Source organism: Brevundimonas sp. UBA5866 (assembly GCF_002432125.1).
Taxonomy (GTDB): Bacteria; Pseudomonadota; Alphaproteobacteria; order Caulobacterales; family Caulobacteraceae; genus Brevundimonas.
This window is the reverse complement of the sequence record NZ_DJFS01000054.1, coordinates 1-26,857: the sequence shown is the minus strand read 5'-3', so window position 1 is coordinate 26,857 and position 26,857 is coordinate 1. Positions and strand designations below refer to the sequence as shown.

Sequence of the window (26,857 nt, the reverse complement as noted above, 5' to 3'; positions counted from 1 at the left end):
CCTGCCGCGCCTGCCGCCCCCCAACCGGCCCCCGTCACCCCGACCACGGTCGCGGGCACCATCACCGTCGAGGACGCCTGGTGCCGCCCCACGCCGAACGGTGCCAAGGCCGGTGGCTGCTATGTGATCCTGACCGCATCTGAAACCGACACCTTCAAGGGCGTGTCCTTCGAAGGGGCCGACATGACGCAGATCCACGAGATGAAGACAGAGGGCGGCGTCATGTCGATGGCCCACCTCGAAAACGGCCTGCCCATGCCCGCTGGCCAGCGCGTCGAGCTGAAGCCCCACGGCAACCACATCATGCTGATGGGTCTGAAGGCTCCGCTGGTCGCCGGACAGACCGCCAAGATCACCCTCGACTTCGACAAGGCCGAGGATGTGACCGTCGACTTCCAGATCCGCACCCCGCCCGTCGTCGGCGGCGAGGAATAAACCTTCAAAGGGCGGTCGAAAGACCGCCCTTTTCCGCTTATAGAGGGCCCCATATATCGCGCGGACTGACAAATCGGCTCGGAACGGCTAAAGGCACGCGCTCACGAGGAATACCATGGCCCTTAAAGTCGCGATCGTCGGCCTGCCCAACGTGGGCAAGTCCACCCTGTTCAACGCCCTGACCAAGACGGCAGCGGCACAAGCTGCAAACTATCCGTTCTGCACCATCGAGCCGAACACCGGCGACGTGGCCGTGCCGGAACCCCGCTTGAACCAGCTGGCTGAAATCGCCGGTTCGAAGGAAATCATTCCGGCCCGTATCACCTTCGTGGACGTGGCCGGTCTGGTGCGTGGCGCGTCGAAGGGCGAAGGTCTGGGCAACCAGTTCCTGGCCAACATCCGCGACTGCGACGCCATCGCCTTCGTCGCCCGCTGCTTCGTCGATGACGACATCACCCACGTCGAAAACCGCATCGACCCGATCTCGGACCTCGAAATCATCGAGACCGAACTGATGCTGGCCGACCTCGAGAGCCTCGAGCGCCGCCGCGTTCAGGTCGAGAAGCGCGCCAAGGGTGGCGACAAGGAATCGCAGCTGAACCTCAAGCTGATCGACGCCGCCCTTGAGCAACTGCGCGAAGGCAAGCCCGCGCGTCTGGCCGAAGTGTCCAAGGAGGACAAGAAGGCCTGGGACATGCTGCAACTGCTGACCGCCCTTCCGGCGCTCTATGTTGCCAACGTGGAAGAAGCCTCTGCCGACAAGGGCAACGACCTGTCCAAGCTGGTCGCCGAACGCGCCGCCAAGGACAATGCCAACTCGGTCGTCATCTCGGCGCAGATCGAATCTGAAATCGCCGTCCTGGATGATGAGGAATCGGCTGAATTCCTCGAGACCCTCGGCCTTGAGGAGCCGGGCCTGAACCGCCTGATCCGCGAAGCCTACAAGCTGCTGGGCCTGCAGACCTATTTCACCGTGGGTCCGAAGGAAGCGCGTGCATGGACCATTCCGGTCGGTGCCACCGCCCCGCAAGCCGCTGGCGTGATCCACACCGACTTCGAAAAGGGCTTCATCCGCGGCGAAACCATCAGCTTCGACGACTACGTCGCCTACAAGGGCGAAACGGGTGCCAAGGAAGCGGGCAAGATGCGCGCCGAAGGCAAGGCCTATGTCGTCAAGGACGGCGATGTGATGCACTTCCTGTTCAACAACTAAGTCGAACAGGCCACCATTCCAAAAGGCACTGCCTCCTCGGGCAGTGCCTTTTTCTTTGCTCTGCACCCTCCGTAAGATTACAAGACTCACAAGCTGCACCATTCAAGAGCGGCTGGAGGGGGCATTCTTGAAATCCATCAACCGCATCATCGCCGCGGTGATCGCTTCTGGCTGCTCGGCATTGGCCGTTCAGGCCACCGCCCAAACGCGCACGCAAGACACGGCGCCACTGATCATCCATCCGCCCGCAGCGGGCGAAGTGACGATTGGCGAGGAAGTCTCCAGCGTCATGACCAATCCGGTCCTGCGCCTTCGTACCACCACCATGCGCGCGGCCAAGCTGGACATGGACACCGATACGCCCTCGGGTTTTGCGCTGGCCAAGATGCTGCCTGCGGGCACGAAGATGTTTGGCATCCACACGACATCGGGCTGGGCCTATTGCGCGGTCGCGGAATCTAGCGCCCGCTGGTGGACGACTGATCAGTTCGTCTGTTTCGAGGACGCCGACAAGGATGGTCGTTTCGAGAGCGTAATGCGCTCGGGTGCGCCCTTCATGCGCGTGCCACTGTTCGTGTTCGAGACAGGCAACCGCATCGCCTTGGCGACCCCTGCTCCATATACGCCGATCGACGTCAATGATGGGCCGTCGATGGACATGACCATCTATGCGTTTCAGACCAAGCGCGATTACCGCGACGGTAACATCTATCTGCGCGCTGGCTTTCGCCCCGACGAGGCCGTAGGCCACATTCCTATACGCGGACTGGCCGCCCGCGCCCGCTTGACCCCCGACGGTCCAACCCGCATGAACCTGATGGGGCTTGAGATCGAAATCCTCTCCACCGACGAGAATGGCAATATCCGCTATCGCATCCTCAAAACGCCTGAAGAGGGCATGATCTATCGCGCGACCATGAGTGTCTCGACCACCTACACCCCAATCCTCATTCCGGGCTGAGAACGCGCATGACTGTTTATTCCGCCATTGCACTGGCTCTGGCCCTGCAAACCGCGCCCGAAGCCGCAACTGCACCGACAAGTGCGCAAATCACCGAAACCACGGATGATTCCGATCTGGCCGCCCTTCAGGACGCTGATAGCGAAGCGGCCCCAAGCGAAGCCCGGCCAACCATCTTGGTCACCGTGCCTCAACCGCTTGTCCTTGTACGAACCGCAGTCACACCCGACACTGAGTTCCGCACCGTCGACCACGGCCAGATCATATCCTCACAGGACATTTCTCCGGCCCAGTTCGTGACCATCACCACGCCGGTTAACAACGCCAACAAATACGGCCCCGCAGGTGCATCCCTGTGGAAGTATCTTGTTGGCGACAAAGAGTGGTGGTGCTGGCGCAACACGGCGGGCTTTCCGGCGTGGAACAGGCCGACCGATTTCTACTGCTACAACGATACCGATGGTGACGGCACCTTTGACGAACTGCGCGAGAACCCCGGTTGGAGCTCATCCATCCGCCACTCCCGCTTCATCGCTACCACTCTTGGCACAGTAGAGCGGGCGCGCGGCAAGGCCAGCTATATCGCCGGCGGTCAACTGGACTATGTCGAGCAGGTAGCCATCCGCTATGACGCGCCAATCTTTGGCTCCGTCAATGCAGACGGCATTATCACCAAGGGGGCTGTGTCATTCGATGTCATCGCCGGTGTAGGCCCACAGGCCGCCCAACCAAGCTCGTCTCTGCTCTACGCGCGCCTTGTCGATCCGGCCGGAATGGACAAGCTGTTCTCTATCCCCGTCGCACTGGACGAGAATGGAAAAGGCAAAACCGAACACCCCAGCGGCATTTCTATCGAGGTGGAGCGGGCCAATGCCGACGGCACTGTCGTGATGAAGCTGCTATCCGGTTATCCGACCGGCGAAGCCTCACTCATGCCTCCCATACCGAGGCTGTCGTTTGAATCCTTGCTACAGATCCTGCAAGCCCGCGGCGATATTTAGAGATTCTGTATAAAGAGCGACGTTTTCTACAGGGTCATCCTTCGGGTGACCCTGTTATTTTGCCTGCCTATCCTTATGGGGAGGTCCTCTTGTCCTTGAAGTTCGACACTCTGGCGATCCACGCCGGATATTCGCCCGATCCGACGACCAAGTCCGTCGCGGTGCCGATCTATCAAACCACCAGCTACGCCTTTGAAGACACCCAGCACGGGGCCGACCTGTTCGACCTGAAGGTGNNGGTGCCGGGCAACATCTACACCCGCATCATGAACCCGACGTCGGATGTGCTGGAAAAGCGCATCGCGGCGCTGGAGGGCGGCATCGCGGCCCTGACGGTGGCCTCGGGTCAAGCGGCCATCACCTATGCTATCCTGACCATCGCAGAAGCCGGCGACAACATCATCGCCACCAGCACCCTGTATGGCGGCACCTACAACCTGTTCGCCCACACCCTGCCCCAGTACGGCATCGAGGTGCGCTTCATCGATGCCGATGATCCCGCCGCCATCGCCGCCAATACCGATGACCGCACCAAGGCCGTCTTCTGCGAATCCATCGGCAATCCGCTGGGCAATGTGGTGGACTTCAAGGCGCTGGCCGATGCGGCGCACGCCGCGGGCCTGCCGCTGATCGTCGACAACACCGTGCCGACGCCATACCTGACCCGCCCCATCGAACATGGCGCGGACATCGTCATCCACTCCCTGACCAAATACATCGGCGGTCACGGCACCTCGATCGGTGGGGCTATCGTGGACAGCGGCAACTTCCCGTGGGCCGAACACAAGGCCCGGTTCCGCCGTCTGAACGAGCCGGAAATCAGCTATCACGGCGTGGTCTATACCGAGGCGCTGGGTCCGGCTGCGTTTATCGGGCGGGTGCGGACGGTCCTGCTGCGCAACACGGGCGCGGCCATCTCGCCGTTCAACAGCTTCCTGATCCTGCAGGGGCTGGAAACGCTGGCGCTTCGCATGGACCGCCACGTCGAGAACGCCACCGCCATCGCCTATTGGCTCAAGGTTCACCCCAAGGTCGAATGGGTCAACTATGCGGGTCTTACGGACCACCCGTCCAACCCGCTGATCCAGAAGTATTTCGGCGGCAAGGCGTCGGGCCTGCTGACCTTTGGCGTCAAGGGTGGCCGCGAGGCCGGTGCCCGCTTCCAGGACGCGGTGAAACTGTTCACCCGTCTTGTGAACATCGGCGATGCCAAGTCGCTGGTCTGCCACCCCGCCTCGACCACCCACCGCCAGCTCTCTCCCGAAGAGCTGAAGCGTGCGGGCGTGACCGAGGACACGGTGCGCCTGTCGGTCGGTATCGAACATATCGACGACCTGATCGCCGACCTCGAACAGGCTCTGGCTGTCGTCTAAGCCCGCATCGCAGGCACGAAAAAGCCCTCCGCCAGTCCGGCGGAGGGCTTCTTTGTTTCAGGCCGTGATCAGCGCCGGTCGGCGCGGGCCGTTTCGGAGCGGGCGCGGACCTGTCCGAACTCGGATTCCGGCTTCCACGTCGGCCACACGCGGCTGTCGGCCAGTTCGCGGCCCAGACGGTACAGCAGGGTCAGGTTCTCGACCGCCGAGGTGAAGTCCAGATCTTCCGACCACTCATCGCTGGGGCGGTGATAGACACGGCCGAAACGTTCCTGCCATGCGGCCTTGCCTGTCTCGACGCCTCCGTCAACGAAATCGACACCGTGCCACGGCATCAGGGCCGGAACCCCCGCGCGGGCGAACGGGAAGTGGTCCGAACGGTAGTAGAAGCCCTGCTCCGGCTGGCCGTCATCGGACACATAGCGTCCCTCGGCCTTGGCCAGAACGTCCAGCATGTCTTCCAGCGTGTTCTGACCCTTGCCGAAGATCGGCACATCGCGGGTCGGACCCGACAGCGGCAGCATGTCGATGTTGATGTCCGCTACCGTGGTTTCCAGCGGATAGACCGGATCGGCTGTATAGCCATAAGCCCCCAGCAGGCCCATTTCCTCGGCGGTGGCATGCAGGAACACGACCGTGCGCTTGGACGGACCGTTCTTGGCGAACTGGCGCGCCATTTCCACGACACCGACGGTGCCCGAGGCATTGTCCCACGCACCGTTGAAGATGTTGTCGCCCGGATGGTCGTTGGTGCCGACGTGATCCCAGTGGGCGCTGAAGATGATCGTCTCGTCCGGGAATTCGGTCCCCGGCAGGCGTGCGATCAGATTGCTGGTGGACAGGATATCCTTTTCTTCCTCGGCCTTCACCGAGACGGTGACGTTCAGGGCGCGGGCCTTGAATGCACCGCTTTCCAGCGTCTCTTCCTCGGCAGTACCGATGCCCCAGCTCTTGGCCAGCTCACCCGACAGCCACCCCTTGAACTGCAGCTCGGCAGAACCCGGGCTTAGCGTTTGCTGGCGGCCGTTGCGGGCCAGCGTGCGCGAGAAATCCGACTGCACAGTGATGACGCCCACCGCGCCGCGACGGAAGGCTTCATCGGCCTTATAGGCTTCCTGAGCGTAGAAACGACGGTACTGGCTGCCGAAGCTCGGAGAGCCGGACATAACGACCACGACCTTGCCGGTCACGTCGATGTCGCCATAGTCGTCCCACTCGCGCTCGGGCGCAGTGATGCCGTAACCGGCAAAGACCACAGGCGCATTTTCGACAGCGGCCAGACCTGCGCTGTTGATGGCGCGGACAATCAGACCGTCTGCCGCCGCGACCGTAGACGCCTGACCGGACACAGTCGTCGAAACCACGGCTTCAGCCTTGGGCGTCAAACGCAGCACCTCGATGGTCTGCAACCACTGGCCGTTCGGTCCGCCCGGTTGCAGTCCCATCGCTTCGTACTCGGCCTGCAGCCAGGCGAGTGTCTTTTCCTCACCGACGGTGCCCGGCTTGCGGCCCTGGAAGTCGTCGGCGCTGATGACGCGGATTTTCTCGGACAGTGTCTGCGCCGAAAAGTCCTGCGCAAAGGCCGGTGCCGATATAAAGACGAGTGCGGCAAGCGCCGCCCCGCGTAGGAAATGCTTGGCCATCCGGCCCCTCCTGAAAAAACCCTGCAGGTGTTGCAGGTGGAAGGCGGCCTCCACAAACCGCCCTCCCGAAAATCCTATAGCCTATCGGCGTTGCGCCTCTGAGCTTGCACGCACAGCAGCGAATTCGGACGTGGGTTTCCATTGCGGCCATTCTGTAGAATTGGCCAGCGCCTTGCCCGCCTCGTAGACGACATCCATGTCCTGAACCATGCCGCGCAGGTCCCAGTCCGCTCTCCACTCGTCAGCGACCTGGTGGTAGCCGGTACGGCTGTATTCCGCCGCCATCGCGACGCGCGGCTCGATCGGTGCGTCGATGAAGTCGCCCGTCGAGTTGATGTAGGCCATCGGCACACCGCGACGGACCAGCGGGAAGTGGTCAGAGCGGAAATAGATGCCCGCAGCCGCACCGGCATCCGGCACGATGCCCCGGCCCTGCGCCGTCGCGATTTGCACCAGCCGGTCATCCAGATCCGAATGGCCATAGCCGGTGATGTTCAGCTTGTCCTTGCGGCCATAGACATTGGCGGCATCGATATTGAAACCGGCCACCGTGGTTTCCAGCGGATAGAGCGGATTGGCCGCATAGTATTCCGAACCCAACAGGCCGGATTCCTCTGCGGTGAAGGCCACCATGACGATGGAGCGTTCAGGCTTCGGACCCTGACCGAAATGACGCGCCAGCTCCAGCAGGGCCGCCGTGCCCGAGGCATTGTCAATCGCCCCGTTGAAGATGCGGTCGCCGTTCACGCCCTCGTCCGTGGCAATGCCGATATGGTCCCAGTGACCGCCATACAGGATGGTTTCAGCCGGACGGGCCGAGCCTTCCAGACGGGCCACGACGTTGTGCGTCACGATCTGCTCTGAGGCCTGGTCAAAACGGACATCCATCGTCGCCTTGAGGTCCACCGGCTGGAAGTCCGCGCGGCGGGCCAGGCGCTTCTGCTCTTCGAAATCGACACCGGCTGCGGCGAACAGTTTCTCGGCGACATCGCGCTGTATCCATGCCTCGACCGGCACACGCTCGGCTGCGGGATTTTCGCGAACGATATCGAACTGCGGCACGGTCCAGGAATTGACCACGGTGGTCCAGCCATAGGCCGCGGGGGCCGTCTCGTGGACGATCAACACCCCGGCTGCGCCCTGACGGGCCGCTTCCTCGTATTTGTAGGTCCAGCGCCCGTAATAGGTCATGGCCTTGCCGCCGAAGGTGTTCAGCTCCGGCTCTTCGAAGTCTGGGTCATTGACCAGCACCACAATGATCTTGCCGCGCACATCGACCTTGAAATCGTTCCAGTTACGCTCGGGTGCGTTGACCCCGTAACCGACGAAAACCAGAGGCACGTCCTTCAGGTCCACACCATTGCCCGGCAGACGCGAGGAGATTGTCACCTCCTGCCCCTGTGTCAGCGGCATGACCTCTCCGCCCTGCTTGAGCGAGGCCTGAACATTCGACGAGGCGATGCGGTTCAGGGTCACGGCCTGCGTCCAGCCGCCATTCTCGCCACCCGGAGCGAAACCCGCAGCGGCAAAGCCCGCGCTCAGATAGTCGATGACCTTTTGCTCGGCCCGAGTGGCAATGCCGCGCCCTTCGAAGCTGTCGTCGGACAGTATCCGGATATCTTCGGAGATGCGGTTGGTGTCGAAAGCCGTCTGGGCCATTGCGGTTCCCGCCATCAGGGCCGTCGTCAAAGCCACAGCAGCTACGGTCGTAAACAGGCGCATGTCGCCCTACCCTCCACTGGAATACGATGGAGGGACGTTAAGGGCAGTTGTCTGGCAGAGCAAAGAAAAACCCCGCCAACCTTAGGGCTGACGGGGCAATCTTTTCACCTGAACGGGGGCTTAGTGCGCCACACCCTTCCAGATCTTGCGGTACGAGGCATAGGTGATGCCGGCGAAGAGGATCAGGAAGATCATCACGCCGAAACCAGTTTGCTTGCGCTCCACCATCTTGGGCTCCGATGCCCACATGATGAAGGCCGCGACGTCCTTCGACATCTGGTCGACGGTGGCCTCGGTGCCATCGTCATAGGTTACCTGACCGGCCTGAAGCGGGTTCGGCATGGCGATGAAGCCGCCCGGAGGGGCATGGCCTTCGCCTTCCCAGAACGGGGTCAGATCGCCAGGCATGTACGGGTTGTAGTTCTGACCCGGAGCCATCTTCAGACCCTTGGGCGGAGCCACATAACCCGACAGCAGCGAGTAGATGTAATTGGCGCCGTCGTGACGGGCCTTGGCCATCACCGACAGGTCGGGCGGAGCCGCACCACCGTTGGCCGCAGCCGCCGCCGTAGCGTTCGGATACGGGTTCGGGAAGCGGTCGGCCGTGGTGGCGTCACGCATGATGGCTTCGCCGGTTTCGGAGTCGATGTCCGCGACCTGGATTTCCTTGGCCAGAGCCTTCACGACAGGGTTGTCGTTCGGGTTCGGGTATTTCGGATTCCAGAACGGGCCGTGCTTGTCGCCAAGGTTACGGAAGTGCAGGTGGTCCATACCGTGGCAGGACGCGCAAACTTCACGATAGACCTTGTAGCCGCGTTGCAGCTGACCTTGGTCGAAGGTGCCGAACGGGCCGTTGAAGCTGAAGCCACCGTCACGCGGATGCTTGCCACCACCGGCGGCCAGCGCCGGTGATGCCACAGCCACGATACCCGCAGCCGCAATGGCCGAGACGAGGATCTTACGGAAAGACACGATCTTATTCTCTTTGCTCATCGGGCTCAGGCCTTCTCAGCTTCGGTCGTCGGGAGCACAGGCTCCGAAATCGTCGCCGGGATCGGCAGCGGCTTCTCCTTGAGGCCGATAAGCGGCATCAGGACGAGGAAGAATACGAAGTAGTAGGCCGTCAGCAGACGGGTCAGCCACAGGTAGGAGTTCAGCTGGCCGTCGATCAGGTTGAAGCTCGGCATACCCGGAACAACCGGAGCGTCCGGCAGCTGCGCGCCGCACCAGCCGAGGCCGAAGCAGACGAACAGGAAGATGATGAAGAAGGTCTTCATCGTCGGACGGTAGCGCATGGAGCGCACCTTGGACGTATCAAGCCACGGCAGGACGAACAGCACACCGATCGCGGCGAACATCGCAACCACACCGCCGAACTTGTCCGGCACGGCGCGCAGGATGGCGTAGAACGGCAGCATGTACCACTCCGGCACGATATGGGCCGGGGTCTGCAGCGGGTTGGCCGGGATGTAGTTGTCGGCGTGGCCCAGGGCGTTCGGGTTGTAGAACACGAACACGGCGAACAGGATCAGGAACAGGATGATCGCGAAACCGTCCTTGACCGTGAAGTACGGGTGGAACGGCAGGGTGTCTTTCTTCTCGCGGTCCTTCGGGATCAGGATGCCGACCGGGTTGTTCTGACCGGCAGCGTGAAGGGCCCACAGGTGCAGCACGACGCAGCCGGCGATAACGAACGGCAGCAGGTAGTGCAGCGAGAAGAAGCGGTTCAGGGTCGCGTTGTCGATGGCCGGGCCACCGCGCAGCCACACCAGGACCGGCTCGCCGATGACCGGGATGGCACCGATCAGGTTGGTGATGACCTCGGCACCCCAGAACGACATCTGGCCCCACGGCAGGACGTAGCCGAGGAAGGCGGTGGCGATCATCAGGAAGAAGATCACGCAGCCGATGATCCAGATCATTTCGCGCGGTGCCTTGTACGAGCCATAGTACAGGCCACGCAGCATGTGCAGGTAGACGGCGATGAAGAACATCGACGCGCCGTTGGCGTGTACGTAACGGATCAGCCAGCCGCCCGGCACGTCGCGCATGATGCGCTCGACCGAGGCGAAGGCCAGGTCGATGTGCGGGGTGTAGTGCATCACCAGAACGATACCGGTGATGATCTGGGTCATCAGGCAGATGGCCAGAATGCCGCCGAAGGTCCACCAGTAGTTGAGGTTACGCGGGGTCGGCAGATTGGCGTAGTCCATGCCAAAGCGGACGATCGGCAGGCGGGTATCCAGCCACTGCTCGATCTTCGTCTTGGGGACGTAAGTGGATTCGTGATTGCTCATGGGTCCTGTCTCCGTCCTCAGCCGATCTTCACGCGGGTGTCGGACAGGTATTCATAGTTCGGCACGACGAGGTTCAGCGGTGCCGGACCCTTACGGATACGGCCCGAGGCGTCGTAGTGCGAGCCGTGGCACGGGCAGAACCAACCGCCGTATTCACCGGCGTTGAAGGTCGGCACGCAACCCAGGTGGGTGCACGAACCGATGACGACGAGATATTTCTCGTGGCCTTCCTTGGTGCGCTGTTCGTCGGTTTCCGGCGGGGAGCCGACGGCGCCCTCTTCCTTGACCTTGGCCAGTTCGGCCGGAGTGCGGTAACGCACGAACACCGGCTTGCCCTGCCATTTGATGACGACCTGCTGGCCTTCCTGCACCTTGGACAGATCGAATTCGATCGATGCCAAGGCCAGGGTGTCAGCCGCCGGGCTCATCTGATTGATAAGCGGCCAGGCGATCATAACGCCTGCGCCCGCCGCGGCAGCGCCGGCAGCGATATGGATGAAGTCACGGCGCGTGGCTTCGCCACCACCGTTCTGGCCTTCTGGGCCCTCAGGATTCACGACCGATTCGGCCACGCGTCTCACCTCTGCAATCCGATCAGCCCCCCGCATTGCTGCGAGGCGTGCAGTCGGCATGAACCGTCACTAGCGGAAGAACAAAGCTTTGCCATCATGCCTTGGTTAAGACCACCCCATGACAAGCTGTAGACACAACTTGAGAAACGGTCGCAACAAAAGACACGACAAGGCCCTCTCCCGCGCGTATGTTGGGCTCTAGAATGCGTCTCGCCCTTTTTCAACCAGATATCCCACAGAATGTGGGGGCATGTATCCGTCTCAGCGCCTGTTTCGGCGTCGAATTGCACGTGATCGAGCCCACCGGATTCACTTTTGACGACCGTGCCATGAAGCGCGCCGCGCTGGATTACGGCCCCCTCTCCCACATGATCCGTCATGCCAGCTGGGACGATTTCCTGCGTGACAAGCCGCAGGGCCGTCTGCTGCTGATGACGACCAAGGGGGCCACCTCGATGGCCGAATTTTCCTTTCAGGACGATGATATCCTATTGTTCGGCAAGGAAAGTGCGGGCGCGCCGGACTATGTCCACGCCGCTGCCGACGAGCGGATCATCATCCCGCTGGAAGCCAACGCCCGCTCGCTGAACCTGTCAGTGACGGCAGGCATCACCCTCTGGGAAGGGCTTCGCCAGACCGGTCATTTCAACCACGGATAACGAATGCCTGACGCGGTCGCGGCTGCGTCGAATCCCTGTTTATTATTTTTCTCCGCCGGTCGGACGAAGAAGGCGGCGGGCGGGTCAACCGCTCCGCCGCCATTTTCATATCTGTCGCGATTCGCTGACGTCAGTTCGCCGGAAGACGCGACAGGTTCGGACGTTCGCTCTGCTTTGCCGCCGCGACCGCTTCGACGCGGCGCATGACGCGCAGCATGTTCTCGCCCGACAGCTTGCGGATGTCGGCTTCGGTCCAGCCGCGCTTCATCAGCTCGGCCAGAATGCGCGGATAGGCATCGACCGCCTCGACACCGACCGGCAGGCTGTCCACGCCGTCGAAGTCGCCGCCCAAACCCACGTGATCGATCCCGGCCTTGTCGCGGACGTACTGGATATGGGCGACCACATCCTGAAGCGTTGCGCGCGGGATCGGATGTGCGGACATCCACTGGTCCAGCTCTCGCTTCACGCGATCGGGATCACCCGGATGCAGGCTCTTCAACCGAGCATCCTCGGCGGCACGCAAAGAACTCCACTCGCGCACCTGTTCGCTGATGAAGCCGGGCACGAAGGTTACCATGACGATACCGCCGTTGTCCTTCATCGCCGCCAGCACGTCATCGGGAACATTGCGCGGGTGTGCCGTTACCCCCAGAGCCGACGAGTGCGAGAAGATCACCGGCGCTTCGGTCACCCGCAGGGCATCGCGCATGGTGTCCGGCGAGACGTGGCTCAGGTCCACCATCATGCCGATGCGGTTCATTTCCTTGACGACTTCCTCGCCAAAGGCGTTCAGGCCGCCCCATTTGGGCGCATCGGTACCCGCATCGGCCCAGTTGGTCGATTTGGAGTGCGTCAGCGTCATGTACAGCGCGCCGGCACGGCGGAATTCACGCAGCAGGCCGAGGCTGTCATCGATGGAATAACCGCCTTCCATGCCGATCAGGCTGGCGATCTTGCCCTGACGGTGGATGCGGACGATGTCGTCGGCGGTGGTGGCGATCTCGAAGGTCTGCGGGTGGGCGCCGATGATGCGTTTGACCGTGTCGATCTGTTCGAAAGTTGCCTTTGCCGCCTCAAGCTGGGTCATGTTGGCCGAAACATAGACCGACCAGAACTGGGCACCGACGCCGCCTTCGCGCAGGCGCGGGATATCGGTGTGCAGACGGGTGCTCATCGACAGGTCCGTTGTCAGGTCCACCCCATGCACATCATTGCCATAGCCCTGACGGATGGCCCACGGCAGGTCGTTGTGGCCGTCGATCAGCGGGGTGCGGCGCAGGATCTGGCGCACACGCGCCTCGGTGGCGGCATCCCCCGTCTGGGCCATGACCGGCGTGGTAGCGGTGAAGGCAGCCACTGCGGCTGCGGCCAGGATCGTTTTGCGGAACATCGCACCCCCCTCGTGCAAATACTGGAGCGCACGCTGGCACAGGATTGCGGTTTGGGGAACGGGTCTGATCCAGATCAAGGGCAAAACCTTCGCCGTGCGGCATTAGCCTGCACATCCTCGGACTGTTCACCGAGCCATGATCGTGGTTGAAGCCCCTATGACCGAAATTACTCCCGAACTGATGATCGAACGGCGCGAGCGCGCACGCGTCTGGTTTGAGACGCTGCGCGATCAGATCCATGCCGGATTCGAGGCGCTGGAAGACGCCGCACCTTCGGACCTGTACCAAGGCGAGCCAGGCCGTTTCGTGCGTACCCCGTGGGACCGCCCCGCTGGCGGCGGTGGCGTCATGGGTATGATGACGGGGCGCCTGTTCGAAAAGGTCGGCGTCCACTGCTCGACCGTGTTCGGCGAGTTTCCGGCCGACTATGCCAAGAACGTCCCCGGTGCCGCCGAGGACCCGCGCTTCTTCGCCACCGGTATCAGCCTGATCTGCCATCCGGTGAATCCGAACGTTCCCGCGGTTCACATGAACACCCGCTTCATCGCCACCACTGAAAGCTGGTTCGGTGGCGGCGGCGACCTGACGCCGGTGCTGGATGCCGACCGTCGTGACGACCACCCCGACACGATCGCCTTCCACGCGGCCATGAAGGACGCCTGCGACCGCCACGATCCGGAATACTATCCCAAGTACAAGAAGTGGTGCGACGAGTACTTCTTCCTGCCCCACCGCAACGAGCCGCGCGGCACGGGCGGTATCTTCTACGACCACCACAACACCGGTGATTTCGAGAAGGACTTCGCCTTCACCCAGGATGTCGGCAAGAACTTCCTGAAGGTCTACACCGACATCGTCGCGGGCCGCATGAACGAGCCGTGGACCGAGGAACAGCGCGAGGAGCAGCTGATCCGTCGTGGCCGCTACGTCGAGTTCAACCTGCTGTACGACCGCGGCACCATGTTCGGCCTCAAGACCGGCGGAAACACGGAGTCGATCCTGTCGTCGATGCCTCCCGTAGTGAAGTGGCCGTAAGGCCACGTAACCACAAAGCCGGGATGCCGGTGAAGTGGCCGTTGGGCCACGTAACTACAAAACCGGAATGCAGGTGAAAGGGCCCCTCAGGCCTCAACCGCCCGGAAACAGTAAAGCCCGCTACATGTTGGAGCGGGCTTTTTTATCAGGCTGCGACGTCCAGCACGCTGTTGATCGCATTCATCAAAGATTTCACGGTCAACGGCTTGGTCAGGTGCGCATCGGCACCCGCCGCCAGGCTGGCCTCGATATGTTCGGCCATAGCATTGGCCGTGAGCATGACGATGGGCGTATGGATACGGCCATCACGCTTTTCGATTTCACGCAGTCTGCGCGTGGCGCTCACACCATCCATCACCGGCATCTGCATATCCATCAGCACCAGATCGAAATGGTCTTCCACAAAGGCGTCAAGCGCCTGCTGGCCGTCCACCACAGAGACAATCTCTACATCCAGCGGAGCCAGCAAAACCTCGACGACCTTGCGGTTGGCAGCGTGATCGTCTGCCAACAGTACCCTCAACCCCAGACCCGTAGACGTTTCGACCGAATGGTCCGCCATCAAGTCCCTCTTTTCTGCGACTGATGGCTCAGTTTGAACACGGGGCAGCTTAAGTTCAAACCAGAATTTTGCGCCATGTCCCGGTATGCTGGCGCAATCCATCTGGCCACCCATCATATTTATCAGTTCCTGGGAAATATTTAACCCCAACCCTGATCCGCCATAGCGGCGGGTGATGGATTCATCGGCCTGCTGGAAGCGGGCGAAAATCCGCTGTCGCACCTCGTCGTCAAATCCGACACCGGTATCGGTCACGCAGAAATATACGCGGTCAGACTGCGCACGCAGGGCTTCCAGCGTCACCGTGCCCCCGTCCGTGAATTTGAGCGCGTTGGAGACAAGGTTGTTCAAGACCTGACGCAGGCGGACGACATCCCCCATCACCCTGTCAGCCAGACCGTCACCGCACACGAGATCGATCCTGACGCCCTTGGCCTCGGCGCGCGCGCTCCACAGCTCGACGATCTCGCCCAGCATGGCCGGCAGATCGAACGGTGCGGATTCGAGGATGAGTTCGCCCGATTCAATACGCGCGCTGTCCAGAATGTCGCTGAGCAGCCGCTCCAGCGTACCGCCGGACGAACGGATGATATCGACCAGCTCGCGTTCCTCGCGTCCAAGAGAGCGCTGTGCCAAGGCATCGGCCATCGCGATCACGCCATTCAGGGGCGTGCGGATTTCATGGCTCATATTGGCCAGGAAACGCGTCTTGGCGGTGCTGGCCTCCTCGGCTCTCTGGCGGGCTTTTCGCAGTTCGCGCGCCTGCACCCACAGCCAGATCGCAAACACAGTGCCGCAGATCAGAAAGAACAGCGTCACCCCCACGATCCAGGTCTGGGCGCGGATCATGGCCGCCTGCAAGCGCACGTTCGCCTGTTCGATGGTCAACTGGTGACGACGCTGGGTCAGCTGTTGCTGCATGTCCTGCGTCACCTGGTTGATACCGTCGCTATAGGCCCGCGCATCGTTAAGGGCATTCAGCCTCGAATACTCGCGCATCAGGCGCATGGCCTTGCCGTACTCGCCTCGTGCAAAAGCCAGTTCGGCCTGGGCGCTCACCCCCAAATTCCATACGCCACCGCCAACGAGATCAGGCTTGATCGCATCCCAACGGCGGTAAAGGGCCTCGGCCTGGGCCAGCCGGGACTGTCTGGACATGGCGATGACCAGCAGGGGCCATGCCCGCTGCTGGAGATAGACATCGCCCGCCAGCAGGGTTTCGTGATCGGCCAGACAGGCCAGAATGCCCTGCATGTCATCCTTCACCCGCGCAAGGCGGGCACACATCAGGGCATTATGGGCCACCAGTCCGTGCAAGTCCGCCCGACGTGCCAATCGGTCATGAACCTCGAAATAGCGCTGGCCCGTTTCGGCATCCCCCATCGAGATGGCCATTCCGCCCAGATTATAAACGGTGTCGAAATCCGGTCGCGGCCAGTCCACCTGGCTATATTCCATCTCGTAGCGGGAAAAGGCATCGGTCGCCCCCTGCACATCATGCAGGGACATCAGGCCGATCCCGATCATCTCCCACACGCCCGCCTGTGCGGCTTCCGTCTCGGCATCGCCTTCGGGAATCTGGGCCTGCACCATAGACAGCAGCTTGAGTCCCTCGCCCACCTGATGGGTGTCGAAACGGGTGATGGAATAATAGCGCACCGCCATCAGCCGCACGTACCAGTCCGAGGTATGGTCCATCACGCGCCGCATATGGGCCGCCTGATCTGTATCGCCCTCCTCATAGGCGATCAGGGCCGCGTTCAGCTGTGCAATGGTCTGATAGCGTTTGCTGCCGATACGCTCGGCATTGGTGCTGATGTGACGGTTCCAGTAGCCGGCCCGCTCGGTCTCGCCATTGTTGATATACACATTGTAGACGTGCTGCAGACGCCGCAGACCGTCCTCGGTGTACTGGACGCTGGCCGCGCGGCCAAAGGCATCAAGCTCACCGAAAGTGGTCGATGAGGCCCGTTTCTCGACATACTGGAGCAGACGTTCAGTCTGCTGCGCCGAAACGCTCATACGGCCAAGGCCTGTTTGATTCCGGTTCGACGCCTCGACCGGAGAAACAGCACACAGAGCTCCCAGAATACCTGCAAATACCCATGCGCCCCACTTGCCTGCGGGCACAGGTTTTTGGCCGGACCTAACGTCGAACACTTCAACCCCCCGGGGTCAAAACTCCCTACACCGGAGCGCCCCTGCAAAGCTTATCCGACACTGAGGTTTCCCAAGCCTTAGCGAAGATCAAATCCCCGAGCCGTCGCCCTCGACCGGCGGTGGTGTCAGCAGCAGATAGGCCCGCACCCATGCCGTCAGCACGGAGCGGTCATTGGGGCGTTTCAGGCTTTCCAGCGCCTCGTCCACCAATTCGTCGGCAATGCGGGTGCCGCGCCGCAGCTCGGTCAGGGCCGCGGCATAGGCGGGCTGGAACTCGGGGTGGCACTGGAAGCTGATGGCGTCGTCATCGCCATAGGCCAGACCCGCAAAAGGCGTGAAGTCGCAGCGGGCGACCACGCGGGCGTCGTCGGGAATGGCGACCACCTGATCCTGATGCGAGACGGGAATGGCGATGCTGTCGGAACGCGGGTGCATCCAGTCCTCGCGGGTTAGCACGTCATAGCGGTGCAGCCCCACGCCCCATCCCTTGTCGGATTTTTCGACCCGCCCGCCAAAGGCGTGGGCGATCACCTGATGGCCGAAGCAGATGCCCAAAAGGCGCGTCTTTCCCCGCGCGGCCCGCAGCCAATCCACCAGCAGTGGAATCCAGAAATGGTCCTCATACACCCCCGCCGCCGATCCGGTGACGATGCAGCCCGCATAGTCCGACGGATTGTCCGGCAGATGTCCCTGCTGTACGTCGAAACGCACCGTCTTGGCGTCCTCGCCCAGAAGGGCGCGGAAGCGGGCCGGATAGTCATCAAAACTGTCGCGCAGGGCTTCGGGCGGGTAACCCGTCTCAAGGATGGCGATAGGCTTCATCGGCGGCTTCGTCTGGTACGCACTGGAGCCGCTGACACTGACTGTCCGACAGGCGATTGGCAATGGGCCAAACCCGCAGGAAAGCTGTCACCTTCGTCAGAAATCCTAAAGCCTTACAGGCTCCAGATTTCGGCCTTGGCCTTTTCCTCGCCAAGGCTGGCCGCCACCCATCCGCAGATTTCGCGTGCGGCGGCGTCGGTGCCGTCGGGGGCATTCACCACCGTCATGGTGCAGCCGTTCATCTTCATCGGGTTGGTCAGCGGGCGCAGTCGCGCCTCGGCCACGACCACGTTCGGGGCCTTGGCCTCTTCCAGACGGCGGATGAAGCCGTCGAAGGTTTCCATGTCCTTCAGCGGGGTCCAGATGGCCACCACCGCCTTGGGATCGCGCTTGACGATGCGGGCGGCGGTTTCGGCCGAGCGGATATAGTCATCCCCCCGCTCGAACGGCGGATCAATCAGGATCAGCGGCCCCTGCACCTTCAGCGCGGCGATGGTGGTCAGGTCATAGCCATCGCCCTCGAAACCGTGAGCGTTCGAATATTGGGCCAGCGCCTCGTCCAGCAGGGGTTTGACCTGAGGATTCAGCTCGAACCCGCGATAAGTGCCGCCCTTTTCCAGCGCCCGCGCGATCAGCAGCGGCGAGCCGGGATAGTAACGCACCCCGCCCTGCGGATTGAAGGCGGCGACCTCGGCGGCCAGCGCCTCGATCAGCGGCGGACGGTTGGCCGCGTCCATCAGACGCGCCACGCCCGCCTCGGCTTCCTTGGATCGAACCGCATCGCCCGACAGATCGTACAAGCCTGCACCCGCATGGGTATCCAGCACATGCAGCGGGCCCTTGGCCTGCATCTGTTTCACCAGCCACAGCACCAGCGCGTGTTTGACAAGGTCGGCGAAATTTCCGGCGTGGAAGCTGTGACGATAGTTCATAAAGGCGCTCGTCTCCCGACGCGGGGCCAAGGTCAAGGAAAACCGTCGATGTTCATCGATCACCCCTCCATCACCGACGAGGAACGCACCCCGCCCGACGCCGTGATCGAGGCCGCAAACTATGGCATCGCCCTGCGACGCGAACACAAGCGCGGCGGCACCGAAGTGGGCCTGAACCGCGCCCTGCGCCTCAGTCGAGGCGAACGCGTCAGCGACCGCGACATCATCACCATGAACGCTTGGTTCGCCCGCCATGCCGTCGATAAACGCGGCAAGTTCTGGGGCCACCCGACCAAACCCTCGGCGGGCTATATCGCGTGGCACCTGTGGGGCGGCGATGCGGCGCAGGACTGGATCGCGCCGCTGAGGGAGCGGTTGAGAGCCTTCGAGATCTAAATCCCTCCCTCTTGAGGGGGGAAGGAACCACGAAAATGAAAACCCCGCCGTTTCCGGCGGGGTTCTTTAGTTCTTAGTCCCAGTTGAGGACGACCTTGCCGGACTGGCCGGACTTCATCGCCTCGAAGCCTTCGCGGAACTCGCTGTAGTGCATCTGGTGGGTGATCAGCGGGGTCAGGTCCAGACCCGCCTTCAGCAGGCCCAGCATCTTGCGCCAGGTGGTGAACATCTCGCGGCCATAGACGCCCTTGATGTTGATGGCCTTGAGGATGATCTGGCCCCAGTCGGTCTCGGTCGGCTTGGACGGGATACCCAGCAGCGCCAGACCGCCACCCATGATGAGGGTGTCCACGCATTGCTTGAAGGCAATCGGCGAGCCCGACATTTCCAGCGCCACGTCGAAACCGACCTTGAGGCCCAGCTCCTTCATCACATCATGCAGGTCTTCCTTGGTGGTGTTCACGGTGCGAACGCCCGGCACCACCTTTTGCGCCAGTTCCAGACGGAAGTCGTTGATGTCGGTCAGCACCACGGTGCGCGCACCCGCATGACGGGCCACGGCGGCGGCCATGACGCCGATCGGGCCTGCACCCGTAACCAGCACGTCCTCGCCCAGCAGGTCGAACTGCTGTGCGGTGTGAACGGCATTGCCGAACGGGTCGAGGATGGAGCCGATCTCGTACGGCACGTCATCCGGCAGCTCGATCACGTTGAAAGCCGGAGCCACAACGTATTCGGCAAAGCAGCCCTGACGGTTCACGCCGATGCCGCGCGTGTGCGGGTCGAGGTGGAAATGTCCGGCGCGGGCCGCTTCGGAGTTCAGGTCGATGACGTGACCTTCGGCCGAAACGCGCTGGCCGATTTTCAGCGGACGGTCCACCTCGGCACCGATGGCGACGATGTCACCGGCGAACTCGTGGCCCGTGATCATGGGAACGGGCACATTCTTTTGCGACCACTCGTCCCAGTTCCAGATGTGGATGTCGGTGCCGCAAACGGCGGTGCGGCGCACTTTGATCAGCACATCTTCCGGTCCCATTTCCGGGATCGGGGCGGTGATCTGTTCCAGACCCTCAGCCGGCTGGGTCTTGGCCAGCGCCTGCATGGTGCCAGTAGGAATAGTTCCGGTCATTTGATAACTCCCAGTTCCTTACCCGCTTGGGTGAAGGCTTCGACCGCACGGTCGATCTGTTCAAAGGTGTGGGCCGCCGACATCTGGGTACGGATGCGGGCCTGACCGCGCGGTACGACGGGGAACGAAAAGCCGATCACATAGACGCCCAGTTCCAGCAGGCGGGCCGCCATGTCCTGCGCCAGCTTGGCATCGCCCAGCATGACCGGAATGATCGGATGCTCGCCCGGCAGCAGGTCGAAACCGGCCTCGGCCATCTTGGTGCGGAAACGCTGGGCGTTGGCGAACAGCTGCTCGCGCAGCTTGTCGCCCTCTTCACCTGCGGCGATGCGGATGGCTTCCAGCGACGAGCCGCAGACCGACGGGGCCAGCGCGTTCGAGAACAGGTAAGGCCGTGCCCGCTGCTTCAGCAGGGCCACCACATTGGCGTTGGCGCAGATAAAGCCGCCCATCGCCCCGCCCAGCGCCTTGCCGAAGGTGCCGGTGACGAAATCGACCTTCACGCCGTTGTGCGCGAACGAGCCGCGGCCTTTCGGACCCAGGAAGCCCGTGGCGTGGCAGTCATCGACCATGATCAGGGCTTGGTACTGATCGGCCAGCTTACGGATCTCGTCCAGCTTGCCGATGTAGCCGTCCATCGAAAACGCACCGTCGGTGGCAATGATGATATCGCGCGCACCGTCGGCACGGGCCTGTTTCAGTTGCGCCTCAAGGTCGGCCATGTCCGAGTTGGCGAAGCGGTAACGCTTGGCCTTGCACAGGCGCACGCCGTCGATGATCGAGGCGTGGTTGAGGCTGTCCGAGACAATCGCGTCCTCGGCCCCGAACAAAGGCTCGAAGATGCCGCCATTGGCGTCGAACGCGGCGGCGAACAGGATGGTGTCCTCAAAGCCGAGATAGTCGGCAATGGCCCGCTCCAGCTCCTTGTGGATTTCCAGCGTGCCGCAGATGAAGCGGACCGATGCGGTACCCGCACCCCACTTTTCCTGCGCCTTGATACCGGCCTGGGTGACGCGCTCGTCACCGGCAAGGCCCAGATAGTTGTTCGCGCAGAAGTTCAGCACGTCGCGGCCATTGACCGAGATCACCGGCCCTTGGCGCGAGGCGATCACGCGCTCGGGCTTGGTCAGGCCCTGTGCGTCGATGTCAGCCAGTTCGGCAGAAACACGTTCGTAGAATGCAGGATTCGCAGATTGGGTCATGTTTGCTCGCTACGATGAATTTTCGCAGGATTAAACCCTTTTTATTGCGTGGTCTTGGGTCCTGCTTCCCCGTTTGCCGCGCTGTCGGTAAAGGCCGATACATTGATCTTCCCGCCACAGGCCGTTGCCTGGGCGGGAAGTGTCGGCAGTGTACCACCGCCCGGAGCCTTTATGGTCCACCCCGAAACGGCGGGACATTCGGTCTCACCCGCGGCCTCGTTCGGTATCACAGACCACCCGAGATAGAACTGTACCGACTTGCTCGGTTGAAGCTCGATACGGTCACGGCCATCGACCGAGGCAAAATAGCTGTCGGTGGTGCGCTCGACCTTCAGGGGCTTACCGGCATCCTGCACCAGCGACACCTCGGGCCATTTCGGCAGCAGACACCCGGTTGTCCCCTTCACCGTCAGCGTGACAGGCAGGTGGCGATGGCCCATACCCGCGTCGATTTCTCCCGCCGTCGCCTGCAGCTGCTCGGCACGGCAGGCCGTCAGTGTGGGTGCCGGTGCGGCTGTATTGGCGCGGCGTGCGCACTGCGTCACCACACCATCAGCATTCTCCAGCGTACCGACTTCACGGTCATCGGCATTGACCAGGGTCCATGTGACCTTGCCATTGCCATAGGCCGCGCCGCGCTCGGCCTGACGGGCTGGCAAGCTAAGCTCTTCGCCATCCAGAACCATATGGGCAATGCCGCCCTGATCGTAACTGACCGTCAGGGTCTGACCACGCCCGCAGGCATATTCGAAAGACTGGCTTGCCAGCGCGGCATCAAGTTTTAGACCCGCCCCCGCGTCCTGGGGCACAGGCTCCTGCTGGCACGCCACCAACAAGGGCATGATCAAGCCGACCTTCACAATACGCATTGCATTTCCCGCCTTTGTGGTGCCGCTGGCACATCCGCTGGCGATGTAAACGCGACACATGGGCGGCGGCTCCAATGATTAAATCGCCGTAATCGGGTTGCGAAGTGATATTTTATAACATATCGCTTCCGTCATCTGATCTTGTGGTGGTTTTGATGACGACTAAATCCTTGCTTGTTTCCGTATCTGTCCTGTCGCTCGTTGCAGGGGCCGCCCAGGCCCAATCGCAATCCGCCGACCCGCACGATCACATCACCGAGGTTGAGGAAGTTGTGGTCCGCGCCCTGCCACTGGGCCGCTCGGGTGACGACATTGCATCCCACGTCTCCCTTCTGAGCGGTCAGGATTTCGTCCAGCGCCGTACCTCCACCCTGGGCGACAGCCTCAGCAGCCTGCCGGGCGTCAACTCCGATGCCTTTGGCGGCGGTGCCAGCCGTCCGGTCATCCGGGGCCAGACCAGCCCGCGCGTGAAGGTGCTGAGCGAAGGCGCAGGCCTGATCGACGCCTCGGAAGTGTCGCCGGATCACGCGGTTTCGGGTGATCCCCTGTTGATGGAAGGCGTGGAAATCCTGCGCGGTCCGTCGGCCCTGCTGTACGGCGGCGGTGCCATCGGCGGTGCCGTCAACCTGCTGGACAAGAAGATCCCGACCCGTATCCCCGAAAATGGCGGTGAAGGCGTCATCGAATACCGCCACGGCAGCGTCGATAACGAGGACGCCGGCGTTGTCGGCGTGACGGTCGGTGCGGGCCAGCTGGCCTTCCGGCTTGAGGCCGTGGGTCGCCGCACGGACGACTACCGCATTCCCGACAGCGACGAAAAGCGCCTCGACGGCAGCTATAACAACACCTTCACCGGCACGGTCGGTGCCTCGTGGATCGGCGAGAACGGGTATCTCGGCGCCGCCTTCACCCAGCAGAAAAGCACCTATGGTCTTGCGGGCCACAGCGAGGAATTCGCCTCGTGCCACCCGCACGGCACCAGCCTGCATTGTGGAGGCCACGGTCACGACCATGACGACGACGATGACCACGGTCACGACCATGATCACGACCACGACCATGCCGCGCCGCAGGTCCGCCTGCTGAGCCAGCGTGTCGATGTGCGCGGTGAATGGCGCAACCCGATCCAGGGTATCGAGCGCGTCCGCCTGCGTGCGGGCTATACGGATTACGAACACAAGGAGGTGGAAGAAGGCTCTGTCCTGACCACCTTCAGCAATAAAGGCTACGACGGTCGCCTCGAGGTCCAGCACAGCGAATGGATGGGCCTGCGCGGCGTGGCGGGCGTTCAGGTCAGCAAGTCCGATTTCGGTGCTGTTGGCGTGGAATCCTATCTGAGCCCGACCGAGACCCAGGCCACCGGCCTGTTCCTGATGGAAGAGTACGAGACCGGCCTGTGGCACCTCGAAGCGGCCATCCGCAAGGAATGGGTGGAAACCGCCCGCATCGGTGGCACCTCGGTCGATCACGACCCGCTCTCGGTTTCGGCCTCTGCACTGTGGCATTTCCAGCCGCAGTGGACGCTGGGTCTGTCACTGGCCCGCTCGCAGCGCGCCCCGACGTCACAGGAACTGTTCGCGCGCGGTGTTCACCTGGCCACCAACACCTATGAGATCGGCACGGCCAATCTCGATCTCGAAACGGTCCACTCGGCCGAGCTGACACTGCGCAAGCTGGAAGGTCCGGTGACGGGTCTGATCAGCGTCTATCACTACGACTATCAGGACTACATCTTCGCCAATACGCTGGACCGCTACGAAGACTTCCGCCTGATCCGCTACGAACAGGCCGATGCCAAATTCACCGGCATCGATGCCGAGCTGAGCGCGCAGCTGGCTCCGGGTCTGAAGGCGACCGTCTATGGTGATTATGTCCGTGCCAAGCTGGATGATGGCGGCAACCTGCCGCGCATTCCGGCGGGTCGTCTCGGGGCGCGCCTGTCCGGCTTCAAGGGCCCGTGGTCGGGTAAGCTGGATTACACCCATGTCTTCGAGCAAACAAAGATCGCCGACTACGAGGCCAAAACACCCAGTTACGACCTGCTGAGCGCGACCGTGGCCTATGGTTTCGAACTCGGCGATACGACCGACGCCGAAATCTATCTGCGCGGCACCAACCTGCTGGACGAAAAAGCCTGGAGCCACGCCTCCTTCCTCGGTGACCGCGCGCCCATGCGTGGGCGTGGTGTCACCGCTGGCGTGAGGGTGCGTTTCTAAAGTCACACCCACTGTCGGATTGACGAAAAAGAAGGGGCGAAATCGACGGATTTCGCCCCTTCTGGCGTTCAAAGGCCTGAAAACGGCATTCACATGAACTCCATGCGCGTGCCGAACATATAACAACAGCCCACATCATGAACGTGGTTCAGGTCACGTTCACCGTCGCACTTCTAGGCACGGATCAACCATTAGACCGTTCGCCTCCCCTGTGCTTCGGAAACCTTCAGGACTGCTATGTCGCCCGTAACCCTTCTGCTAGCCTTGGCCTCGATTTCGCCGGAAGCCACCGCTTCTGCCGCGATTGCACCTACTGCCACGCAGCAAACGCCGACGCCCGCGCACGCTCCCGTCCAGCAATCATCCCAGAGCGTCGATGATGATGCCTTCGACCTCGGGACGCTGGAGGCTGTGACCACCTCGCGTCGCGGCGCGGCTCTGGGCGGCTATGAACCCGAAGCGGTTCTGGACGCCGAACAGCTCAAGGCCTATGGCGCAGGCACCATCGAAGAACTGATGACCCTGCTGGAGCCGCTGACCCGTTCGTCGCGCGGTGGCTCGCCTGTGTTCCTCGTCAACGGTCGCCGCATTTCGGGCTTCCAGGAAATCCGCGGCATCCCGCCCGAAGCCATCGAGCGCACCGAAATCCTGCCGGAAGAAACCGCCCTGTCGTACGGCTATACCGCCGACCAGCGCGTGGTGAACTTCGTGCTGAAGGAAAACTTCCGCTCGGTCGCGGTCCAGGCACAGACCAAGCGCCCGTTCGAAGGCGGCCGCACCCAAAGCGAGCTTGAGACCAATATCGTGCGCATCGGCGGCACCCAGCGCTGGACGCTGGACCTCGAATATCAGGCCGACAGTCCGCTGTATGAAACCGAGCGCGACATCGTGCGCGAAGTCGGCGGAATTGGCGCTACCCCCGAAGAACTGGTGGCCTATCAGACGATGAACCCGCGCCGCCGCGGCTATGAGGTCAGCGGCTCTTACAAGCGCGATCTAGAAAACGGCATCGGCCTGACGATCAGCGGCAATGTGCAGCAGAACAACCGCCTGTCCTATCTGGGCCTGCCGGGCGTTACGGTCACCCTGCCTGCTTCCAGCCCCTTCTCGCCCTATGCCGACGATGTGCGCGTCCAGCGCTTCCTCGGATCGGCAGGTCCCCTGTCGCGTGACAGCGACAGCCTGACGGCGAACATCAATGCCCTGGCCGACGGCTATGTCGGTGACTGGCGCTGGACGGTCAGCGGCGGCGTCAAGCGCAGCGAGACCGAGACCACCACCATGCGCGGGCTGAACAGCACCGCCTTCAGCGCCGGCGTGCGTGACGGTACGGTTGATCCGTTCGGCGACCTGTCGGTTCTGCCCTTCAATCCGGACGATGTGTCCAAGTCGATCAACACCTCGGCCAATGTCGAGGGCGTGATCAACGGTGCCCTGTGGCAAGGCCCCGCGGGCGCGCTGAACACCACCTTCAAGGCCGGTTTCGATACACAGAAACAGGAAGCCGAAAACCTGCGCAGCGGTGTGTTTACCGACCGCAGCCTGTCGCGTGACCGCTTCAGCGCGTCGGGCAATTTCAACTTGCCGCTGTTCAACCGTGACATGGAAGGCATCGGCAAGCTGGGCGAACTGTCGGCCAACCTGAACGTCCAGCTGGAAGACCTGTCGGACTTTGGCGGCCTGAACAAATGGACCGTCGGCCTCAATTATTCGCCGATCGACGCCCTGACCTTCACCGCCTCCTATGCGGATGAACAGTCGGCCCCGTCGATGGCCCAGCTGAACGATCCCACCCTGATCACCCCCAACGTGCCGGTCTATGACTTTGCCACCGGCCAGAGCGTGATCGTCAACCGTCTGGAAGGCGGCAACCAAGGGCTGTCGGCAGAGGACAAGTCGGTCCTGCGCCTGGGCTTGAACTGGACGCCGCTGAAGGAAAAGGACCTGCGCCTCACGGCCAACTACACCCGCACCGAGACGGACGGCGTCATCGCCTCCTTCCCGACCATCACGCCGGACCTCGAAGCCGCCCTGCCGGAACGCTTCACCCGTGATGCCGCGGGCAACCTGATCCAGATCGACGCCCGTCCGCTGAACTTCGAGAACAGCCTAAAGGAAGAAATCCGCTGGGGTCTGAACTTCTCGACCGCCTTCGGCAAGCCAGACATGGCCGCAATGGCCCGCCAGCGCGGTGAAGGCCGTCCCGGTGGTCCGGGTGCCGGTGCGCCGGGTGGCCGTGGTCCGGGGGCCGGTGGACCTCC

General features: G+C 62.4%; 22 protein-coding genes. 10 read left to right on the top strand and 12 right to left on the bottom strand.

Annotated elements, in window-relative coordinates; genetic code table 11:
• The 5 genes from B3H86_RS06375 to B3H86_RS06355 form a co-directional block, all read left to right on the top strand.
• Positions 1-435, top strand: a 435-nt coding sequence (locus tag B3H86_RS06375) for a copper chaperone PCu(A)C (RefSeq protein ID WP_292052116.1), incomplete at its 5' end; no start/stop codon positions are given.
• 115 nt (positions 436-550) lie between these two features.
• Entirely contained in the window at positions 551-1,648 is a 1,098-nt protein-coding gene (ychF, locus tag B3H86_RS06370; protein WP_292052114.1) for a redox-regulated ATPase YchF, read from the top strand.
• Positions 1,649-1,775: 127 nt separating this feature from the next.
• Positions 1,776-2,609, top strand: coding sequence for a hypothetical protein (locus B3H86_RS06365; RefSeq protein ID WP_292052112.1), 834 nt, complete (start codon positions 1,776-1,778; stop codon positions 2,607-2,609).
• An 8-nt stretch (positions 2,610-2,617) separates the two neighbouring features.
• Positions 2,618-3,610: a hypothetical protein gene (locus B3H86_RS06360; RefSeq protein WP_292052110.1), complete on the top strand. Its 993-nt coding sequence runs from the start codon at positions 2,618-2,620 to the stop codon at positions 3,608-3,610.
• A gap of 59 nt (positions 3,611-3,669) precedes the next feature.
• A complete protein-coding gene (locus B3H86_RS06355; RefSeq protein WP_422653074.1) occupies positions 3,670-4,983 on the top strand; it encodes an O-acetylhomoserine aminocarboxypropyltransferase/cysteine synthase family protein in 1,314 nt (437 codons plus the stop codon).
• A 68-nt stretch (positions 4,984-5,051) separates the two neighbouring features.
• On the opposite strand, the gene B3H86_RS06350 is transcribed toward B3H86_RS06355, so the two are convergent.
• From B3H86_RS06350 to petA, 5 genes are all read right to left on the bottom strand, one after another.
• Positions 5,052-6,626 (bottom strand): M28 family peptidase, encoded by a 1,575-nt coding sequence (locus B3H86_RS06350; protein WP_292052107.1) that lies wholly within the window; start codon positions 6,624-6,626, stop codon positions 5,052-5,054.
• Between the two features lie 81 nt (positions 6,627-6,707).
• Complete coding sequence (locus tag B3H86_RS06345; protein ID WP_292052104.1) at positions 6,708-8,348, bottom strand: M28 family metallopeptidase; 1,641 nt, start codon at positions 8,346-8,348, stop codon at positions 6,708-6,710.
• A gap of 120 nt (positions 8,349-8,468) precedes the next feature.
• Positions 8,469-9,341 carry a cytochrome c1 gene (locus B3H86_RS06340; protein ID WP_292052102.1) on the bottom strand — a complete coding sequence of 291 codons (873 nt, stop codon included), beginning with the start codon at positions 9,339-9,341 and terminating at the stop codon, positions 8,469-8,471.
• A gap of 5 nt (positions 9,342-9,346) precedes the next feature.
• On the bottom strand, positions 9,347-10,645 hold the full coding sequence (locus B3H86_RS06335) for a cytochrome b (protein ID WP_292052100.1): 1,299 nt from the start codon (positions 10,643-10,645) through the stop codon (positions 9,347-9,349).
• A 17-nt stretch (positions 10,646-10,662) separates the two neighbouring features.
• Entirely contained in the window at positions 10,663-11,217 is a 555-nt protein-coding gene (petA, locus tag B3H86_RS06330) for a ubiquinol-cytochrome c reductase iron-sulfur subunit (RefSeq protein WP_409450249.1), read from the bottom strand.
• A gap of 203 nt (positions 11,218-11,420) precedes the next feature.
• Here petA and B3H86_RS06325 point away from each other — a divergent pair, with 203 nt between their 5' ends.
• Positions 11,421-11,876 (top strand): tRNA (cytidine(34)-2'-O)-methyltransferase, encoded by a 456-nt coding sequence (locus tag B3H86_RS06325; RefSeq protein ID WP_292052096.1) that lies wholly within the window; start codon positions 11,421-11,423, stop codon positions 11,874-11,876.
• 130 nt (positions 11,877-12,006) lie between these two features.
• Here the strand turns inward: B3H86_RS06325 and B3H86_RS06320 are convergent, their stop codons facing one another.
• Positions 12,007-13,269, bottom strand: a complete 1,263-nt coding sequence (locus B3H86_RS06320) for a dipeptidase (protein ID WP_292052094.1) — start codon at positions 13,267-13,269, stop codon at positions 12,007-12,009.
• A 181-nt stretch (positions 13,270-13,450) separates the two neighbouring features.
• Between B3H86_RS06320 and hemF the strand changes: the two genes are divergently transcribed.
• On the top strand, positions 13,451-14,305 hold the full coding sequence (gene hemF / locus B3H86_RS06315; protein ID WP_409450251.1) for an oxygen-dependent coproporphyrinogen oxidase: 855 nt from the start codon (positions 13,451-13,453) through the stop codon (positions 14,303-14,305).
• Between the two features lie 145 nt (positions 14,306-14,450).
• On the opposite strand, the gene B3H86_RS06310 is transcribed toward hemF, so the two are convergent.
• The 3 genes from B3H86_RS06310 to rlmJ form a co-directional block, all read right to left on the bottom strand.
• Entirely contained in the window at positions 14,451-16,889 is a 2,439-nt protein-coding gene (locus tag B3H86_RS06310) for a hybrid sensor histidine kinase/response regulator (RefSeq protein WP_292052092.1), read from the bottom strand.
• Between the two features lie 225 nt (positions 16,890-17,114).
• On the bottom strand, positions 17,115-17,849 hold the full coding sequence (locus B3H86_RS06305) for a glutamine amidotransferase-related protein (RefSeq protein WP_292052091.1): 735 nt from the start codon (positions 17,847-17,849) through the stop codon (positions 17,115-17,117).
• 113 nt (positions 17,850-17,962) lie between these two features.
• On the bottom strand, positions 17,963-18,781 hold the full coding sequence (rlmJ, locus tag B3H86_RS06300) for a 23S rRNA (adenine(2030)-N(6))-methyltransferase RlmJ (RefSeq protein WP_292052090.1): 819 nt from the start codon (positions 18,779-18,781) through the stop codon (positions 17,963-17,965).
• Between the two features lie 48 nt (positions 18,782-18,829).
• Here rlmJ and B3H86_RS06295 point away from each other — a divergent pair, with 48 nt between their 5' ends.
• Positions 18,830-19,177, top strand: a complete 348-nt coding sequence (locus B3H86_RS06295) for a hypothetical protein (RefSeq protein ID WP_292052089.1) — start codon at positions 18,830-18,832, stop codon at positions 19,175-19,177.
• 73 nt (positions 19,178-19,250) lie between these two features.
• On the opposite strand, the gene tdh is transcribed toward B3H86_RS06295, so the two are convergent.
• Genes tdh through B3H86_RS06280 form a run of 3 tightly spaced genes read right to left on the bottom strand, consistent with a single transcriptional unit; the run spans position 19,251 to position 22,380 of the window.
• Positions 19,251-20,282: an L-threonine 3-dehydrogenase gene (tdh, locus tag B3H86_RS06290; RefSeq protein ID WP_349679844.1), complete on the bottom strand. Its 1,032-nt coding sequence runs from the start codon at positions 20,280-20,282 to the stop codon at positions 19,251-19,253.
• Between the two features lie 23 nt (positions 20,283-20,305).
• On the bottom strand, positions 20,306-21,511 hold the full coding sequence (locus tag B3H86_RS06285; RefSeq protein ID WP_292052087.1) for a glycine C-acetyltransferase: 1,206 nt from the start codon (positions 21,509-21,511) through the stop codon (positions 20,306-20,308).
• A gap of 41 nt (positions 21,512-21,552) precedes the next feature.
• The gene (locus tag B3H86_RS06280; RefSeq protein WP_292052086.1) at positions 21,553-22,380 is read right to left on the bottom strand and encodes a DUF4232 domain-containing protein; all 828 of its coding nucleotides are present in this window, start codon (positions 22,378-22,380) and stop codon (positions 21,553-21,555) included.
• Positions 22,381-22,535: 155 nt separating this feature from the next.
• Between B3H86_RS06280 and B3H86_RS06275 the strand changes: the two genes are divergently transcribed.
• Both B3H86_RS06275 and B3H86_RS06270 read left to right on the top strand, forming a co-directional pair.
• Positions 22,536-24,596, top strand: coding sequence for a TonB-dependent receptor domain-containing protein (locus tag B3H86_RS06275; RefSeq protein ID WP_292052085.1), 2,061 nt, complete (start codon positions 22,536-22,538; stop codon positions 24,594-24,596).
• Positions 24,597-24,833: 237 nt separating this feature from the next.
• Positions 24,834-26,857: TonB-dependent receptor domain-containing protein (locus B3H86_RS06270; RefSeq protein ID WP_292052084.1), on the top strand; the 2,024-nt coding region annotated here is incomplete at its 3' end.

Bases quoted from the DNA above. Each gene is read 5' to 3' on its own strand.
- rlmJ (WP_292052090.1), bottom strand. From the start codon at position 18,781: ATGAACTATCGTCACAGCTTCCACGCCGGAAATTTCGCCGACCTTGTC.
- B3H86_RS06350 (WP_292052107.1), bottom strand. From the start codon at position 6,626: ATGGCCAAGCATTTCCTACGCGGGGCGGCGCTTGCCGCACTCGTCTTT.
- B3H86_RS06285 (WP_292052087.1), bottom strand. From the start codon at position 21,511: ATGACCCAATCTGCGAATCCTGCATTCTACGAACGTGTTTCTGCCGAA.
- B3H86_RS06310 (WP_292052092.1), bottom strand. From the start codon at position 16,889: ATGAGCGTTTCGGCGCAGCAGACTGAACGTCTGCTCCAGTATGTCGAG.
- B3H86_RS06360 (WP_292052110.1), top strand. From the start codon at position 2,618: ATGACTGTTTATTCCGCCATTGCACTGGCTCTGGCCCTGCAAACCGCG.
- B3H86_RS06275 (WP_292052085.1), top strand. From the start codon at position 22,536: ATGACGACTAAATCCTTGCTTGTTTCCGTATCTGTCCTGTCGCTCGTT.
- B3H86_RS06295 (WP_292052089.1), top strand. From the start codon at position 18,830: ATGTTCATCGATCACCCCTCCATCACCGACGAGGAACGCACCCCGCCC.
- B3H86_RS06340 (WP_292052102.1), bottom strand. From the start codon at position 9,341: ATGAGCAAAGAGAATAAGATCGTGTCTTTCCGTAAGATCCTCGTCTCG.
- B3H86_RS06305 (WP_292052091.1), bottom strand. From the start codon at position 17,849: ATGAAGCCTATCGCCATCCTTGAGACGGGTTACCCGCCCGAAGCCCTG.
- ychF (WP_292052114.1), top strand. From the start codon at position 551: ATGGCCCTTAAAGTCGCGATCGTCGGCCTGCCCAACGTGGGCAAGTCC.
- B3H86_RS06325 (WP_292052096.1), top strand. From the start codon at position 11,421: ATGCGTCTCGCCCTTTTTCAACCAGATATCCCACAGAATGTGGGGGCA.
- B3H86_RS06345 (WP_292052104.1), bottom strand. From the start codon at position 8,348: ATGCGCCTGTTTACGACCGTAGCTGCTGTGGCTTTGACGACGGCCCTG.
- hemF (WP_409450251.1), top strand. From the start codon at position 13,451: ATGATCGAACGGCGCGAGCGCGCACGCGTCTGGTTTGAGACGCTGCGC.
- B3H86_RS06280 (WP_292052086.1), bottom strand. From the start codon at position 22,380: ATGCGTATTGTGAAGGTCGGCTTGATCATGCCCTTGTTGGTGGCGTGC.
- B3H86_RS06320 (WP_292052094.1), bottom strand. From the start codon at position 13,269: ATGTTCCGCAAAACGATCCTGGCCGCAGCCGCAGTGGCTGCCTTCACC.
- tdh (WP_349679844.1), bottom strand. From the start codon at position 20,282: ATGCAGGCGCTGGCCAAGACCCAGCCGGCTGAGGGTCTGGAACAGATC.
- B3H86_RS06335 (WP_292052100.1), bottom strand. From the start codon at position 10,645: ATGAGCAATCACGAATCCACTTACGTCCCCAAGACGAAGATCGAGCAG.